18 protein-coding genes are annotated in these 17,131 nt (G+C 40.8%); 8 read left to right on the forward strand and 10 right to left on the reverse strand.

All coding sequences use genetic code 11. The features are described from left to right. Positions 1-7: 7 nt before the first annotated feature. Together kduI and CIK86_RS17235 are read right to left on the reverse strand one after the other, a co-directional pair. Positions 8-850 carry a 5-dehydro-4-deoxy-D-glucuronate isomerase gene (gene kduI, locus CIK86_RS17230; protein ID WP_086999156.1) on the reverse strand — a complete coding sequence of 281 codons (843 nt, stop codon included), beginning with the start codon at positions 848-850 and terminating at the stop codon, positions 8-10. Between the two features lie 23 nt (positions 851-873). Continuing rightward, positions 874-1,638, reverse strand: coding sequence for an SDR family oxidoreductase (locus CIK86_RS17235; protein WP_086999153.1), 765 nt, complete (start codon positions 1,636-1,638; stop codon positions 874-876). A 184-nt stretch (positions 1,639-1,822) separates the two neighbouring features. Between CIK86_RS17235 and CIK86_RS17240 the strand changes: the two genes are divergently transcribed. The 4 genes from CIK86_RS17240 to CIK86_RS17255 are packed head-to-tail and all read left to right on the forward strand — an operon-like array spanning position 1,823 to position 6,814. After that, positions 1,823-3,280: a tagaturonate reductase gene (locus tag CIK86_RS17240; protein WP_086999150.1), complete on the forward strand. Its 1,458-nt coding sequence runs from the start codon at positions 1,823-1,825 to the stop codon at positions 3,278-3,280. Position 3,281: 1 nt separating this feature from the next. Next, positions 3,282-4,769, forward strand: a complete 1,488-nt coding sequence (locus tag CIK86_RS17245; protein ID WP_086999147.1) for an altronate dehydratase family protein — start codon at positions 3,282-3,284, stop codon at positions 4,767-4,769. Further along, positions 4,770-5,726 (forward strand): sugar kinase, encoded by a 957-nt coding sequence (locus CIK86_RS17250; RefSeq protein WP_086999144.1) that lies wholly within the window; start codon positions 4,770-4,772, stop codon positions 5,724-5,726. An 8-nt stretch (positions 5,727-5,734) separates the two neighbouring features. Further along, entirely contained in the window at positions 5,735-6,814 is a 1,080-nt protein-coding gene (locus CIK86_RS17255; RefSeq protein ID WP_254910778.1) for a pectinesterase family protein, read from the forward strand. Between the two features lie 157 nt (positions 6,815-6,971). Here the strand turns inward: CIK86_RS17255 and CIK86_RS17260 are convergent, their stop codons facing one another. Next, positions 6,972-7,724: a siderophore-interacting protein gene (locus tag CIK86_RS17260; RefSeq protein WP_086999141.1), complete on the reverse strand. Its 753-nt coding sequence runs from the start codon at positions 7,722-7,724 to the stop codon at positions 6,972-6,974. A gap of 109 nt (positions 7,725-7,833) precedes the next feature. Here CIK86_RS17260 and CIK86_RS17265 point away from each other — a divergent pair, with 109 nt between their 5' ends. From CIK86_RS17265 to CIK86_RS17275, 3 genes are all read left to right on the forward strand, one after another. After that, positions 7,834-8,253, forward strand: a complete 420-nt coding sequence (locus CIK86_RS17265) for a MarR family winged helix-turn-helix transcriptional regulator (RefSeq protein ID WP_086999137.1) — start codon at positions 7,834-7,836, stop codon at positions 8,251-8,253. 82 nt (positions 8,254-8,335) lie between these two features. Next, positions 8,336-8,749, forward strand: coding sequence for a translesion error-prone DNA polymerase V autoproteolytic subunit (gene umuD / locus CIK86_RS17270; RefSeq protein ID WP_086999133.1), 414 nt, complete (start codon positions 8,336-8,338; stop codon positions 8,747-8,749). Then, entirely contained in the window at positions 8,737-9,996 is a 1,260-nt protein-coding gene (locus CIK86_RS17275; protein ID WP_086999130.1) for a Y-family DNA polymerase, read from the forward strand. The genes umuD and CIK86_RS17275 overlap by 13 nt, the downstream gene beginning before the upstream one ends. A gap of 18 nt (positions 9,997-10,014) precedes the next feature. Here CIK86_RS17275 and CIK86_RS17280 read toward each other — a convergent pair whose 3' ends face one another. From CIK86_RS17280 to CIK86_RS17300, 5 genes are all read right to left on the reverse strand, one after another. Next, entirely contained in the window at positions 10,015-10,476 is a 462-nt protein-coding gene (locus CIK86_RS17280; RefSeq protein ID WP_011330158.1) for a hypothetical protein, read from the reverse strand. 191 nt (positions 10,477-10,667) lie between these two features. Further along, entirely contained in the window at positions 10,668-11,186 is a 519-nt protein-coding gene (locus CIK86_RS17285) for a DUF4240 domain-containing protein (RefSeq protein ID WP_086999126.1), read from the reverse strand. Continuing rightward, positions 11,186-11,377 carry a YwbE family protein gene (locus CIK86_RS17290; RefSeq protein ID WP_086999123.1) on the reverse strand — a complete coding sequence of 64 codons (192 nt, stop codon included), beginning with the start codon at positions 11,375-11,377 and terminating at the stop codon, positions 11,186-11,188. The genes CIK86_RS17285 and CIK86_RS17290 overlap by 1 nt, the downstream gene beginning before the upstream one ends. Before the next feature lie 69 nt (positions 11,378-11,446). Then, the gene (locus CIK86_RS17295; protein ID WP_011330155.1) at positions 11,447-11,728 is read right to left on the reverse strand and encodes a hypothetical protein; all 282 of its coding nucleotides are present in this window, start codon (positions 11,726-11,728) and stop codon (positions 11,447-11,449) included. 96 nt (positions 11,729-11,824) lie between these two features. Continuing rightward, complete coding sequence (locus tag CIK86_RS17300; protein ID WP_086999120.1) at positions 11,825-12,037, reverse strand: hypothetical protein; 213 nt, start codon at positions 12,035-12,037, stop codon at positions 11,825-11,827. 80 nt (positions 12,038-12,117) lie between these two features. Here CIK86_RS17300 and CIK86_RS17305 point away from each other — a divergent pair, with 80 nt between their 5' ends. Further along, a complete protein-coding gene (locus tag CIK86_RS17305; RefSeq protein WP_176359708.1) occupies positions 12,118-12,927 on the forward strand; it encodes an ion transporter in 810 nt (269 codons plus the stop codon). Between the two features lie 153 nt (positions 12,928-13,080). Here CIK86_RS17305 and asd read toward each other — a convergent pair whose 3' ends face one another. Beyond that, entirely contained in the window at positions 13,081-14,220 is a 1,140-nt protein-coding gene (asd, locus tag CIK86_RS17310; RefSeq protein WP_041454945.1) for an aspartate-semialdehyde dehydrogenase, read from the reverse strand. Positions 14,221-14,418: 198 nt separating this feature from the next. Beyond that, a complete protein-coding gene (locus tag CIK86_RS17315) occupies positions 14,419-17,100 on the reverse strand; it encodes a TonB-dependent receptor plug domain-containing protein (RefSeq protein WP_086999115.1) in 2,682 nt (893 codons plus the stop codon). Positions 17,101-17,131: the final 31 nt, after the last annotated feature.

Here is a 17,131-nt window from a genome sequence, read left to right on the forward strand (position 1 = left end):
GAGCTGATTATCTCAGCTCGCTCGGTTGATATTTATCCATATCGTCGTAGTCAAGGTTTTCACCTGCCATACCCCAGATAAAGCTATAGTTTTGTGTGCCAGCACCAGAGTGAATTGACCATGGCGGCGACACCACGGCTTGCTCGTTATGTACCCAGAGGTGGCGAGTTTCACTCGGTTCGCCCATAAAGTGACACACAGCTTGCTGCTTCGGAAGTTCAAAGTAAAAATACACTTCGTTACGACGATCATGCTGATGAGCAGGCATGGTATTCCAGACACTCCCCGGCTTTAACTCGGTTAAGCCCATTTGCAATTGGCATGTTTGCACCACGGTATTGATCAGCATTTGATTAATATCGCGCTCATTGGAGGTTTCAAGCGCACCTAAATGCAATACATTGGCATCATCGCGAGTTACTAACTTGTTTGGGTATTTGTGATGAGCTGGTGCAGAATTAAGGTAAAATTTCGCTGGATGATTACTGTCATCACTTTTAAATACCACATCATTGGTATCTTTACCTAAATACAAGGCATCTTTATAGCCAAGCTCAAACTGTTGGCCATCGGCAGTTACAGTGCCACTGCCACCGACATTAATGACCCCAAGTTCACGGCCAGCTAAAAAGTTTGCGGCTTTTAAATTATCTACCGTCTCTAGTGTCAGAGGCGTACTTGTTGGTACTGCGCTGCCGACCATAAACCGCTCATAATGAGTGTATAGCCAATAAACTTTATTCTCTTGCATGAGTTTCTCGACCAAAAACTCATCTCTTAATTGTTGTGTGTCATAGCCTTTAACTTCATTTGGCCCGACAGCGTAACGTGACTCTATTTCTGTACTCATAACTTGCTACCTAAAATTAAAAATTATCGTGCTAACCAGCCACCATCAACAGCAAGAATATGGCCATTGACATAGTCACTGGCTGTTGATGATAAAAAGATGGCTGAACCAATTAAGTCTTCTGCTTCACCCCAACGCCCTGCAGGAATGCGTTTTTCAATTTCGCTATTACGGGTGGCATCATCTTGTAAGGCTTGGGTGTTATCGGTTCTAAAATAACCAGGGGCAATAGCATTAACTTGAATATTGTGCTGAGCCCACTCATTTGCTAATGCTTTAGTTAAACCCGCCACTGCATGTTTGCTTGCTGTATAAGCCGGCACTGTCATACCGCCGCTGTATGAAAGCATTGAAGCAATATTAACTATTTTGCCAAAGCCTTGTTTGATCATATTAGGTGCAACCGCTTGTGCTAATAAAAAGCTAGCGTCGAGATTTACTTTCATCACGTTCTGCCATTGATCATACGGATAATCTACCGCAGGGCTGCGAAATATTGTGCCGCCAACATTAACCAAAATATCAATACCGCCATGATTAGCTAAGGCTGTAGCTGCTAAGGCATTCACTGAATCCGCATTACTTAAATCAGCTGCATAATCATACGCCTCACCACCGCGCTCTTTGATCATTTGACACGTTGCTTGGCAGCCGTGCTCTTTACTACTACTGCAAATAACCTTGGCGCCAGCAGCAGCTAAGCCCACTGCGATTTGTTGCCCTAGTCCACGGCTTGCACCGGTCACCAACGCTGTTTTTGAAGTAAGATCAAATAAAGTGGCTGTCATTTTAAGTTCCTGTAAATTTATTTATTGCTTAATTACTAATTCAATGTAAATCGAATTAACCAAACTTGTTAACACCCATTCTTCGCTACCGGTGGCAATTTGTCAAATATTATTTGCCACCGGTGGCAAATTTAGCTAAGATGTAAAAATCAATCAGCCCATATCACGTTTATAGGTTCATATTATGCAAGCACTAAATAGAAAAAACTTTAATAAAAACAAATACCCAACAAAAATAATGCAATACGGTGAAGGAAATTTCTTGCGTGCATTTATCGATTGGCAAATTGATAAACTCAATGAAACAAGTGATCTAAATGCCGGTGTTGCAGTTATTCGTCCTATCGATTACGACGCAATTCCTTTACTTAATGTTCAAGATGGCTTGTATACCACCATTATTCGCGGCTTAAATGAGCAAGGTGAAACCGTAGCAGATCACCGTATCATCAGCTCAATCAATGAAGAAATTCCAGTTTATAAAGACTTCCCTCGCTATATGGCGTTGGCAGAAAATCCTGATCTGAAAATTATTTTTTCAAATACCACGGAAGCCGGTATTGAGTACATTGATACAGATAAACTCAATGACGCACCTGCTAAAGCATTTCCAGCTAAATTAACCCAATGGTTGTTTCATCGCTTTAATTATTTTAATGGCTCAACAGACAGCGGCATGGTGATCATCCCTTGCGAGCTAATTGACTATAACGGCGAGAAACTTAAAGAAATCGTATTTCAATACTGTCAGCTTTGGCAACTACCGGAGGCGTTTTCAAACTGGCTTAGTGAGGCTAACCACTTTTGTTCAAGCTTAGTTGACCGCATTGTCACGGGATTTCCACGTGATGAGCATCAACAACTGCAAGAGTCACTCGGTTACTTAGATAACTTTATGGTGACTGCTGAGTACTTCCATTTATTTGTTATTCAAGGCCCACAGCATCTAGCAGAATTACTCTGCCTACAAGACAGTGACCTAAATATAAAAATTGTTGATGATATTTCACCCTATAAACAACAAAAAGTGGGTATTTTAAATGGTGCTCATACCGCGCTAGTGCCGCTGGCTTATATGGCAAACATCGATTCAGTGGGCGAGGCGCTGGCTGATCCTTTGTTTGAAAAATACTTAACCCAGTTAATTTTTGCAGAGATTATTCCTACTCTTGATTTACCGGAAGATGAATTAAAGCGCTTTGCCAATGATGTACTAAACCGTTTTAGAAATCCGTATATTTGCCATTTATTACTGTCTATTTCGCTTAACAGTATGACTAAGTTTAAAACTCGTATTTTGCCGCAGTTACACAGTTATGTAGCAACTAATAACGCGGTGCCAAATATGATGGCATTGGCTATTGCAGGGCAAATTTTAATGTATAAAGGCCTACGTAATGACCAACCGATTGAATTGAGTGACGCACCACAATGGTTAGAATTATTTAATACCCTTTGGCATGACTTTGATAACAATGCATTGTCATTAACAGCCCTTGTAGAACAAGTGTTAGGTGCAAAATGGCATTGGGAAAGTGATTTAAATGAACTTCCTGAATTAACTGCCACCGTTACAACTCACCTACGTACTATGCTCACCGACGGTGTTGCCGCTACGCTTACTAAAGAATTAGGCCAATAACATGAAAGCACTAATAAAATTACATCCAACCGATGATGTTGCTATTGCAATGCGCAATATCAGTGCCGGTGAAATACTGCCCGTTGATAACGAAGAGCTCTTAGTCAATGAGAACATCGATAAAGGCCATAAAGTAGCGCTACGTGATATTAATAAACAAGACAACGTTATTAAATACGGTGCGCCGATAGGCTTTGCTCTAGAGAATATACAAAAAGGCGGTTGGGTGCATACCCACTGCGTTAAAACCACGCTTAATGATGAGTTAGATTATCAATATATTCCTGAGTTTATTGAGCAAAGTGAAGCAACGCCCTCACCTGCTGTTAATATTTACCGTCGTCAAAATGGCGAAGTCGGTATTCGTAATGAAATTTGGTTGATCCCTACAGTAGGCTGCGTTAATGGCATGATCAATCAAATGATCAAAGAGTTTAAACAACGTAACCCGCAGTTAGAGATAGATGGCATTTATGCTTTCCCTCACCAATTTGGCTGCTCTCAGCTAGGCGATGATTTAGACACAACACGGATACTGCTACAAAACATGGCACTGCACCCTAATGCAGGTGGTGCTTTAGTCGTTGGCTTAGGCTGTGAAAACAACCAATTACCTGCCTTTCGTGATGGTTTAGGTGATTACGATGACAGCCGAATTAAATTTTTGATCACCCAACAAGCTGACGATGAAATTGAAGAAGGCGTGGCTTTACTTGAACAAATTTATGCGCAAGTAAAACAAGATAAACGCCAACCAGGCACATTATCAGAGGTGAAATTTGGCCTTGAATGTGGTGGTAGTGATGGCCTATCGGGGATCACTGCTAACCCCATGTTAGGTTATTTTTCTGATTATTTAATTGCCCAAGGTGGTACCACAGTACTGACCGAAGTACCTGAAATGTTTGGTGCTGAAACCCTATTAATGTCGCGTTGTAAAGACGAAGAGACCTTTAATAAATTAGTTAGCATGGTGAATAACTTTAAAGGTTATTACAAAGCGCATAATCAACCTATTTATGAAAACCCATCACCGGGCAATAAAAAAGGCGGTATCACCACCTTAGAAGATAAATCATTGGGTTGTACGCAAAAAGCTGGCACCAGCAAAGTACAAGCGGTATTACATTATGGCGAGCGCTTACAAGTGCCAGGGTTAAACCTCTTGGATGCGCCAGGTAACGACCCTATCGCCACCAGCGCGCTCGGTGCGGCTGGTTGTCATATGGTGTTATTTACCACTGGCCGCGGTACGCCTTATGGTGGCTTTGTGCCAACGTTAAAAATTGCCACTAATTCAGAGCTTGCTAATAAGAAAAAGCGCTGGATTGACTTTGATGCAGGTGTATTAATTAACGATGTCACAATGGAACAAGTGCACGGCGAATTCGTGCAGTTATTAGTTGATATTGTTAACGGTAAACCAACTTGCAATGAAATAAACGATATTCGTGAAGTCGCGATTTGGAAAAAAGGAGTGACCTTATAAATGACCCCTAAGTCCATCGCAATTATTGGCGAGTGTATGGTTGAGCTAAGCGGCCAACCATTTACTGCTATGCAACAAAATTATGGCGGCGATAGCATGAATACCGCCATTTACTTAAAAAAACTCGCAGCCAATGAGGTAAATGTCAATTACGTCAGTGCTATGGGCACTGATCCATTAAGCCGCGCATTAATCGATAAATGGCAAGCTCATCATATTAATACCGATAATGTGCTGCTCAGTCATAACAAACAACCGGGTTTGTATATGATCCAAAATGATGCTTCTGGCGAGCGAACTTTTCAGTATTGGCGCAGTGACTCAGCGGCTAAATACTTAGTGCAACATGCTGACTTTACTAAAGTACTTACTAACCTTTCTGAAGTTGACGCTATTTATTTATCAGGGATCTCATTAGCAATTTTACCTGAGCAAGATTGCCATACCTTGCTCAGCCATCTAGCACAGCTAAAACAGCAAGGGATCATGATTATTTATGACAGCAACTACCGCCCATCACTATGGACAAGCAAAATGCACTGCCACCTTGCTAATAATAAAGCCTATGCGCTGGCAGATTTAGCATTAGTGACCTTTGATGACGAAGCACAATTATGGGGAGACAGCAGTGTTGCACAATGTACCGAACGTTTGCACCAACAAGGCGCTCATGAAGTCATTGTAAAACTCGGGAAAGATGGTTGTCAGTACAGTAAAAAACACCCAGATAACTCTATTTCAGTTGAGCTGTTTAGCACTGTAAAAATAGCAAACGTCGTTGATACCACTGCTGCGGGTGATTCATTTAATGCTGGTTTTTTAGCGCAGTGGCTCACAGATAAGCCCATAGCACAATGTGCGCAAGCGGGTAATTTACTGGCTGCCCAAGTGATCCAAAAGCGTGGGGCTATTGTCGAAATTGACACTGCAACAATCAAACAGACAATAAAGGGTTAGCTTTGACGATGAGAAAACAGTTTATTGTGTATCTTAGTTTAATGATTGCCTGCGCTCACTTAGTGACAGCAGCAATAGCGGCAACGCTACCCATTGGCACTGAATCAAGCAGCATCTTGTATGTAGATAAAAAACAGCCAACAGCGTTTAAAACAATTCAAAGTGCTATTGATGCCAGCAGCCAACTTAAATCTGTAATTATCTTGATTGCTCCAGGGTTATACCAAGAAAAACTGTACATCACCCGTAATAACCTCAGCTTAGTTGGCAGTTCGCTTAGCGATACCCGTATCGAATATGCGCAGCTGCGTAACAACTGGCGTGAAAATCACGACAGTGATTGGGGCGCGGCAGTGATCAATATAGCAGGTAGCGATATTAATATTGTTAATCTGAGTGTTACCAATAATTATGGTCGCTTACATAACACTCATGATCATCAGTTTGCTATTCGCGGTTTTGAAAACGCCACACGGATCATATTGCATCAATGTGATATTACCGCCGATGGTGCTGATACGTTAAGCTTATGGAATAAAGAAAATGGCCTTTATTACCACTCTTATTGCTCATTCACTGGGGCAACAGATATGGTTTGCCCTCGTGGTACAGCGCTTATCGAGCACTCAACGTTTTTCAACCTGAAACAAACAGCAACCTTGTGGCATGACGGTGAACTGGACTCGGAACAAAAACTAGTGGTCGCAAGCAGTACATTTGACGGTGTAGAAAATTTTTGGCTTGGTCGTCATCACTATGATGCGCAGTTTTATTTATTCAACAATCAGTTTTCTGAGCGTATGGCTGATAAGGCTATTTTTAAGAAAACCTATGACGATGTTTCACGTAATCGTAACAACTATTATGGCGCCCGTTATTACTTTTATGCCAACCAGAGCCCAATCAAGTTTCCTTGGCTAGCAACCAATATAACCCAAGCTCAACACACACAGTTTACAGAACCCTCATTAGAGCAATGGGTGTTTAAAGGTAACTGGCAGCCAACTAAAGTGCTTGCAGAGCTGCAAAAAGAGCTTCAAAAAGAAACACAAAACCATAAATTTACAAGCGAGCCGTTTAAGTTATAACACTCTTTAACGCTCGATAACCAAACCTGAGTGCATACCTAAGTATACTTATTTAAAATAAATGCTGTGAGACGCTTATTTTGTTTAAGTATACTTCCTCTCATGGGTATGCACTCGAATTCATCACGGTAGTCATCGCAACTTATTAGCGTTATCACTAAGGCGCTGGTTTACCATCCGCATCAATGCCACGCTTCCAATACGCAGAACACACTATTTTTGCACTCGGCACAGCAAACTGCTCTTTTGCAATACTTTGGATTGTGCGCACCAGTGAACCTTCAAGCCCCATAAAAATTAATGGCGTGTCAGTGTACTGATTTAAATAATTAGTGACTTGTTCCACTAACGCTATTTGTGGCTTGGTTGTAACCAGCCACTTAATACGGTGCTTAGTATGTGCCTCTATGGTATCTAGTGTGATGATATCTTGTGAGTCAGCAACATGGATGATCACATCAACAGCGGCACTTGCCGGTAGTTGCTGCAAATACCCATTAATTGCGTTCACAGAGGTTAAGTCAGCAATCATTAAATACTGAGACTGACTAAAATCAGTTAACTTTTTAGGACCCGGTCCTGCAATAGCTAACTTATCGCCAGGTTTGGCCTGTTTAGCCCAATTAGTTGCTATACCCTTATGTTGATTAACCACAAAATCAAGGGTAATTGTATGGTTAATATTATCTATCGCTCTAATCGTATATGAGCGTTTAGGTGCAGGATTAGTGGCTTTAAGGTCAATTTCGACCTCATCTTTACCATAATGCGGCAGTAATACTTTTACATAAGCACCGAGTTGATCCGCTGGAAAATCATAAAACTCATCAGATCCAACCACCAAACGTCTTAAATGCGGGGCTATATCTGCTGTGCTGATCACAGTTGCACGACGTACTCTTCTCGTCATTTTTGTCTCCTCATACGATTAATTCATTGTTTAATTGCACAACGCCCCATTGGTTGATAAAATCAACTATAACAATTTAATTGACATTGTCAACTACTTGGTAACTACTATGAAATCATCTCTGCCTAATACACTCTTTATGCTAATGCAAAGCTACCGCGTAACAACGCGTGATGCGATTAATGCAAACGACCTTGGTTTAAACGCTATGCATGTACGTTGCTTGCATATTATTGCAGCAACGCCGCAGTGTACTGCTAACGATATTGTGACCCAAACTCAACGCGACAAAGCACAAATTGCCCGTTTAATTAAAGAACTTTTAGCGTTAAATTTAATCAACAAATGTGCCAGTGAGCACGATAAACGCTGTTTTATTGTTTCTTTTACTGCCTCTGGCACTGCGCTTTTTAACAAATTACTAAGTGCCGAGCGCCAGGTTAACGAGCAAATGTGTAAAAATTTAAACTCGACGCAAATCAACGACTTCTTAAATACCGCACAAACAATGATCAAAAACATGCAGTGATCTTTCATTCATTACTTGGCAAAAGTAAAACAAAACGCATATACTGTATACTTGTACAGTGTATGCGTTTTGGTTGATCTTTATGTTTGTTATTCCCATTTATATAGAAGCGGGTGTGTGCGGGTTTGAATCGCCTGCTGCGCCATATAGCGAGCTTGGTGTATCGCTTGATGAGCTATTAATAAAGCACCCCGACGCCACTTTTATTGGCGTTGCCTCTGGCAGTTCAATGCAAGATGTGGGTATTTTTGAAGGCGACTTGCTAATAGTAGACCGCGCAGAACAGGCTAAAAATGGCGACGTTATAGTTGCTAATTTAAATGGCTTATTTGTGTGTAAGCTACTTGATAAAACCAATGCCCGGCTGCTCTCGGCATCACCTTTGTATAAACCAGTACAACTAACATCCTGCGATGAGTTTCAGCTTGAGGGCGTAGTTACACGCTCAATTCGTCTGCATCGCCAAAGCCCTGAGTTACAGCTATGTATGCCCTAGTAGACGCAGTGGCTTTTTATGCCAGTGCCGAAAAAGTATTCGACCCGGTTATTCGCTCAAAACCTGTGGTAGTGCTTACCAATAACGACGGTTGCATATGCGCGGTGTGCCCCATTGCTCGGCGTTTAAACATTCCTAAATTTGTGCCTTACTTTAAAGTTAAGCAGTTACTTGCGCAAAATAACGTAGTAATTCGCTCTAGTAATTATGAATTATATGCAGATTTAAGCGACAAAATGATGAACGTTATTGGCCGCTTTTGCGACGTGCAACACGTATACAGTATCGACGAATCATTTTTACACTTTAACGGTTACACCCCTATTATTAATGACTGGTTTGCATACGGGCACACTATTAGGCGCACCGTATGGCGCGAAACTAAGCTCCCCGTTGGTGTTGGCTTTGGCTCTACGGCTACTTTAGCAAAAGCGGCAAACCATGCCGCTAAAAAATTATCCGGATTTAATGGCGTTGCTGTTATTAACTGCGAAGCAAGCCGTAAAGCTATTTTACAAAGAATGAGTTGCCAAGATATATGGGGTATTGGTAAGCGTTTAGCCAAAAAATTAAAAGTAATGAACATACACACTGCATGGCAATTAGCGCAGCAAAACCCTAACAGTATGCGCCGTGCATTTAGTGTGGTGGTAGAGCGCACTGTAAATGAGCTTAATGGCATACCTTGCTTAAATTGGGACGACGTACGCCAAGATAAGCGCGAGATATTTTCGACCCGAAGCTTTGGTGAGCGTATATACGAGCCAACGGCACTTAAAACCGCGTTAATTAATCACGTTACTGTGGTTGCTAGTAAATTAAGAAAGCAAAAATCGCTTACCAAACAACTTTATATTTTTGCGGCGAGCTCGTCTCACGAAAACGTTTTTTATAAAAAGTCGTATATGTATACATTTGCCAGCCCCACTAACGACACCTGCGTAATGGCTAGTGCTGTATCTCAAGTGTTTGAGCAAATATACCAGCCGGGTATTCGCTATTATAAATGTGGTGTAGGTGCTTTAGAACTTATTGCGCAGCAATTTCAACAAGACGATTTATTTAATGAACGCACCGACAATCCACCATTAATGAATTGTCTTGATGAAATAAATAAACGCTATGGTAAAGGAATGCTAAGTTTAGCAAGCAGTAAATTAAATGAAGGTTGGCATATGAACAGGAATTTTTTATCCCCGCAGTACACCACGCGCTGGCGTGATATACCCAAAATATATTGTGAGTAAGTACAGCTTACCTATGCGTTACTGACTGTCGGGCACTTTTTTAAAAGTGCATGCAACGCTTGGCTGGCTTAAAGTATATTTAAGTGTGTCGTTAGCTAAAAAGTAAATGCTTTGGCTAATTATTTTTTCGTTAGCTGGATTTTCGCAGCGACTCATTCTTAAGCCGTTTTCAATGCCGTCGCTTTTGTATTTTAATGAGCTAGTAACAAAACAAAAATCGGGCTTTTTAACCGTTTGTGTTCCGTTATGTAATGAGTCAAAAATAATTTGCTCACCTAAAGTAAAACCGGCATCTTCATTATCTGGATTAACTAAACTCAATTGGCTATTAACGCATAACGCTGAATTAGCCGACACCACCTCATAGGCACCCAGTTTTGTTTTTAAAAGCGGAATAAAACGGCTTTTATTACTTGGGGTTGCAACTGCATGAGCGCTGGTAAAAGCAATAGCTAATAAAGCAAGTGTTAAGTATTTCATTAAGTGGTTGTATCCTCGAATTAGTGGGTTAAATAATAGCGAAATGCTTGGTTGCTTAATTTTTATAACTTTTATAACTATAACAGAGATTTACTTTAAAAGGAGAGAAGTCGTGTTGCTTTAAAAAGGCGCTACACACCCTAAGCGTCTTTATACGCAGTAAAAAATAAAACGATTAGGGCGTGAAAATATTACTGCCAGTACTTAGCAAATAACAGCGGATAGCTTTGCTTTAAAAACTTAGCTTTGTCTTTAAAGCGTTTGCCTCTTGGCTCGTCACTTCCTGAGGGAATAAATGGCAGTTCGTCATCGTTACGCTCCTCGTAAAGTAAACCAGCAATTAAGTCGTATTCATCAATGTACGGATAAGGCTGCTCGTTAACATGATACACAGGCGTACAGGCGGCAATTGAATCAGGGTTTAGTAAAGCGTTTTCGAACACGTCTGCACCGCGCGATATTAACCAGCATCTAAACTCACTAAAACCATATTCGTCGTTACAACCGGCCATTACAAATGCTGCGCCAAATAAATCCCAGGTGTAGCATTTACGCATACAAATACCAAAGAATTTATCAAACTCAATTAACTGCTGATCGGTTAAATCGTGCAGTTTAAGCTTTAAGTTATCACTCACATTTTGCGGATCGAGCCCTAAATCGGGGGCGGTTACTAAATCCCAAAAAGCCTGTTCTGTTAAAGTGCTCATTATAAGATCTCTTTCACTCGGCCTACTTGGCCATCGTCTAAACGTACTTTAATACCATGAGGGTGGTTTGGTGAATTTGTTAATAAACGCTCAACCACACCTTGCGTTAATGTGCCACTGCGTTGATCTTCTTTTAATACGATATTTACTTTTGTACCAGGGGAGATTTGCGAACGAGTAGGAACAGCCATAATTTATACTCTAAAAAATAATTTGGCCAATTATAGCCTTCAAGCATACACAAACCAACCTAACAAAGGTTAATCGACTAAAAACGAAATGTTCGCTGCTTTAATAGCCAAACCAATTGTTGCAAGCTGTTGTGTGATCTCATTTTTAAGCGCGTCAAAATGTAACTCGCTTTTTTGATACGCTAGGTCATCGTTAAAATAGCATTGGACTTTTAAGGTGTTAGCTTCGTTATTTAAATCAACGGTATGTGTTAAATAAGCAAAGCCAAAATCGGTTTGTTTTATATTTTCACAGGCAATTGTCAGTACTTGGCGTATTTGCTTATCACGCTGTTTTTGAGTTTTTGTCATAATCTTTTAGCCATAGCCTCTTAATTTATTAGTATTTGAAATTAAATAGTAATAACGCTTAATAGCCGTTATTTAATAAGAGTGATTGAATAAGCGTTACTGAGTGTTTTCGGCTCGTTGTTTTTTAAACTCTTCAAAATTAGCCTCTTGTAGTTTAAGGCATTCGTAATATTCTTTGTCTGCTTTGTAGTTACACTCATCAAGACGTGCAGATTGTATTTCATGAAAGCGTGCATCAGAGCTGCAGCCAGCGAGCAAATTCAAACCGGCTACAAACAGTAAACTCGCGTTTAGTTTATTGATAATCATTAAAATTCCTTACACTTTAGAAGGTAAAAACTGTATATTAAGTGCCTCAAAAAACCTTACTTTGTACAGGACTTATTATGATGTTGCCGCAGTTGCAAAAGCAGTTTCAGCGTATAGATAAAAGCAAACTATTTCAATCATTTGTTATTGCTGTAATTGTTGTTTCTGCTCTTACCGTAGGTGCTCACACCTATTCACTTCCGCCAACGGTAGAAATTGTCCTTAATTGGATGGATATAGGCATTACGGCGTTCTTTTTAATTGAACTCGTAATTCGCTTTATTGCCAGTAAAGGTATCAAAGATTTTTTCTCCAAAGGTTGGAATATTTTCGACACCCTTATTGTACTAGGTAGCTTATACCCTGCGGCAGGCTCAAGTATGCTAATTGCACGCTTATTGCGAATATTTCGTGTATTGCGGCTGGTGTCTATGGTCCCCGAGCTGCGCTTATTAGTTAACGCTTTACTTAAAGCTATTCCGCAAATGGGTTACATAGCCCTGCTGATGTTTGTTATTTTTTACATTTACGCCGCTGTAGGCAGTATGATGTTTGCACATATAAACCCTGTATTGTGGGGTGATGTATCAATATCTATGTTGACCTTGTTCAGAATTGCCACGTTTGAAGATTGGACCGACGTAATGTACGAAACCATGCTGGTTTATAAACTTAGCTGGATTTACTACTTAACCTTTATATTTTTAACTGCGTTTGTATTTTTAAATATGATGGTTGGCGCTATTTTAGAAGTGATGTCGCAAGAGCACAAAAATGCCCGCGATGAGCTGGCCGATAACGATTCACTGCCCGCGACACAAGGGCAAGTAAACGCCTTGCAAGCACAAATTGCTGATCTAAAATCATTACTCAAAGAAAAAGAGTATTAAATAAAAGGCTATTAATTATTCACAGCCACCAGCTTAATAGTCCTAAGTTGAAGAATAATTAATTTAGCATTTAAAATAAAAAAGGGTTAGCCAATGGCTAACCCTTTTTTTATAAAACAATGTGAGCGTTTATACGGTTACATTAAATTGCTATTATTCGCTGTCAACAATTATGCGAAGCATACGACGTAGCGGCTCTGCAGCACCCCATAACAGCTGATCGCCAACGGTAAAGGCGCTAATATATTTAGGCCCCATGGCTAATTTACGAATACGCCCAATTGGAATATTAAGTGTACCGGTGACCTTAACTGGGGTTAAGTCGGTAGTGCTAATATCGCGCTCATTAGGAATAACCTTTACCCACTCGTTATGCGATTCTAAAATTTGCTCTATTTTGGCAACGCTAATATCTTCGCGTAATTTAATAGTCATTGCTTGTGAATGACAACGCATAGCACCAATACGTACACATAAACCATCTATTGGAATAGGTTGTTTAGCCGAGCCTAAAATTTTATTCGCTTCAACTTGCGCTTTCCACTCTTCTTTACTTTGACCACTTGGCATAGGCACATCAATCCACGGAATTAAACTTCCCGCGAGTGGCACACCAAACTGATCCTGTGGCAATTGGTTTGAGGCCATTTTTTCACTGACTATTTTATCTATTTCTAAAATAGCAGCACTTGGATTTGCAAGTTGCTCGGCAACACTTTGATGAATTGCGCCCATTTGTGCAATTAACTCTTTCATGTTGCGCGCACCCGCGCCCGACGCGGCTTGATAGGTCATGGGGCTTACCCATTCTATTAAGTCTTGCTCAAATAAACCGCCCAGTGCAAGCAACATAAGAGAAACCGTACAGTTACCGCCTACAAAGGTTTTAACACCTTGTGATAAACCTTGCTCAATAACGTCTTTATTGACCGGATCAAGCACTATAATGCTGTCGTTAGCCATACGCAGTGCCGACGCTGCATCTATCCAATAACCATCCCAACCCGACTCGCGCAATTGTGGATAAACCGCATTGGTGTAATCGCCACCTTGGCAGGTAACAATAATGTCCATTTTAGCCAGTTCGGTAATATTGCTGGCATCGAGTAACGGCTTTGCTTCGCCCGCAATATCTGGGCCTAATTGGCCCGCTTGTGAGGTGGTGAAAAAGGTGGTGTCGATAAGTGCAAAATCACTTTGTTGCTTCATACGCTCTAATAACACAGAGCCAACCATGCCACGCCAACCGACTAATCCTACTTTTTTCATTGTGAGTTCCATTATTTGATTCATAAAAGTTGCCTGAAAAGATTAAAAATTAAAATTCATTGCGTGAGATTTAATTTTCATATCAAGCTTAAGCTAACACTGGTGGTTTAACAAAACTAGTTAATAAGTTACAACTTAAATATATTTCATACTAAGCCATAAAAAAGCAAAAGCCCCATACAAAAGCATGGGGCTATAATAATTACCTTTACGCTAGCGTGGCTAAAATGTGTAGCTGTAACTCACATCAAAGGTCATTCCCACTTCTTTAGAGCGTACTACAATATCTGACTGCGTAACTTGCTGCTCTTCATCAAGTAAGTTTGTCACTTTAAACTTAACGTTGGAGTTAAAGTCGGGGTACCAAGTATAAATTAAATCGAGTGAGTGAAAAGGCTGCTCGTAAGCATCATCACGCCCGGCTATTCCGGCTGCCAATATACGCTCGCCAAATACGTTATATACCAACGAGCTACTGTGCTGGCCATCAACAGAGTCGTAGTTTAGCTGTAAGTTAACCACGTATTTAGAATGCCCGGTCATGCGTTTAGTCGGGTTAGTTAAGTTACTCGCAAGTGCAGGATCGATATCTGCCTCTGAGTCACTTAAAGTAATGTTACCGCTGGTAAATAGCCCTTCGGTTAAATAAGTAAGATCTTTTAGCCATTCGGTTTCTATACCGTACACCTGCGCAGTTTTACCATTTACAAATGAGGCTGAGTAATCTTCATCGCCAATGCGTAATACAGTTTCAATCGGTTTATCTATGTCTTTATAAAAAGCGGCTACAGAGAATGAATCTCCGGTGTTGCCATAATATTCATAGCGTAAATCGTAATTTTTAATTGGGCTACTTTGCAAACCCACACGGCCAAAAGTACGAATGTCGGTTAGCGGATCAAAATACGACACTGGCACTACTTCACGTAAGTCGGGGCGCACTACTGTTTCGCCATACCCTAAACGTACTTGGTAGTTTTCGCCGCCTAAATATGTAAGCGATAGTGCCGAAAAAAAGTCATCTTCATTAATACTGCCTGCGGCTATTTTTTCTGGGGAATAGTAAATATTTAAGTCATCCGCAGTAAAAATTAAGCTTGAGGTGCCGATAGAGGTTTGTTTAAATTCTTCATAACGCACCCCACCACTTAAGCGCAATAAGTCATCATAAATAACATCAAACGAGCCATACGCAGCTGATACTTTTTGCCCAGCTATATAGTCATCGGCATCGGGGGCTGAGGGTTCATTAAAGTCGAGTAAAATACGTTCGCCGTCAATAAATTCATCGGTTAAATAATTGCCCGCATCAAGCGGATTATCTGCCACAGTTAACGCCAGGCCAGTGCCGTTATTTACGGCAAAACTAGAGGTGTTATAAATACGCGCTCGGTCGGCAATATCAAAGCCGGTTTTTAACTCTACCTCAACAGCATTAAAGCTTAAAGGAAGTGTTAAATTACCGCCGTATGAATTTACTCTGTCTTGCATATTTATATACGAGAACAGCGCACGGTTATCATCGCCGGTAATTTGCGAGTTGCTATAGTTACCGCTGTTATCGTAGTTATCTCTAAATTTAAACTCTACATTAGTTGGAATGTCAGTACTGGCTTTAGAGCGAGTATATTGCCAGTCGGCGCCAATACCCCAGTAATCTAAAAAGGTATGCTGACCCAATAACTGATTTACAGTAAGTGTACGCTGCTCTAAATTAAACTCATGAGTACGATTAGCTCGGTTATCATTTACTATGGTAAATACCGAGCTGCCTGCGGGGCTTTGCGACGTGGCTACCTCGGTTTCATCCTCGTTGTCGCGTAAATATAAGCTCATAAATGAAATACTATGGGTATTTAATCTATAACCTAAATTTAGCGTGGCGTTATAACGCTCGTTTTCTGTGGTGGTTACTGAGTCTTTAACTGTGTTAAAACACGATGTACTTACATCTTGCGCTGAATTAAGGGTGGTTGCACAATCATCACCAATATCTTGGGCTATAACAGCGGTTCTTCTTTTTGCCGAGTCCCAGCTTTTATCGTATTCACCTGAGAGTAAAAAGCCAAAAGTGCCGCCTAAAAAGGACTCATCAAAACTATTGCCTAAATGGCCTTTAATATCCCAATTTGGGTCTAGCGATTCATCTTTTAAAGCAAAATTGCGTGGTAGCGATTTTAACAATTGATTGTTAATGGCAATTGCTTGGTCTGAGCGTGACGCCTCGCTGTTATCAACCAAGTTATCTTTAGCAATAATGTTCCCCACATCAAAATTGCCTTTGTATTGCACTATGGCGTTATTTAAAATTTGGGGTATATCGCCATCGTTGCCTTTATAGGTAAAACCGCTGCTAGCCGATGTATCTTTAGATAAACCAACCGCAAATCCGGCAGTAAATTCTGCAGGAATTGATTTAGTACGAATATCGATATTACCGCCGCCAAACGCCGCTGGCATATCTGGAGAGTAGGCTTTTTGTACCGCCATACTTTGAATAATACTGGCAGGAAAAATATCCAACGGCACTACGTTGCGCGTTAAATCTGGGCTGGGAATATAAGCACCGTTTAAACGCGCGCTAGAATAGCGCTCACCTAAGCCACGTACGTAAATAAACTTACCATCTACTAAGGTTAAACCCGTTACACGGCGCAGCGCCGAAGCCGCATCGCTATCGCCGGTTCGCGCAAGTTGTTCAGCACCTAAAATATCGGCAACAAAGGCTTGGTTTTTACGCTCCTCAACTACAGCTGCGGCGCTACCTTGTAGCCGAGTACCAACAGCAACAATCTCTTCTATTTCGCTTTGCTCACTTTGTGCAGCGCTCAAATTAAGCGAGCTTGCTAAAAGCGAGAGACTAATTGCCAATGACAATTTATTCAATCTAGCTTGATTCAACATCTTTACAGATCCCTAATCAGTTAAAAAAGGG

The organism is Pseudoalteromonas sp. JB197 (assembly GCF_002332205.1).
Taxonomy (GTDB): Bacteria; Pseudomonadota; Gammaproteobacteria; order Enterobacterales; family Alteromonadaceae; genus Pseudoalteromonas; species Pseudoalteromonas nigrifaciens.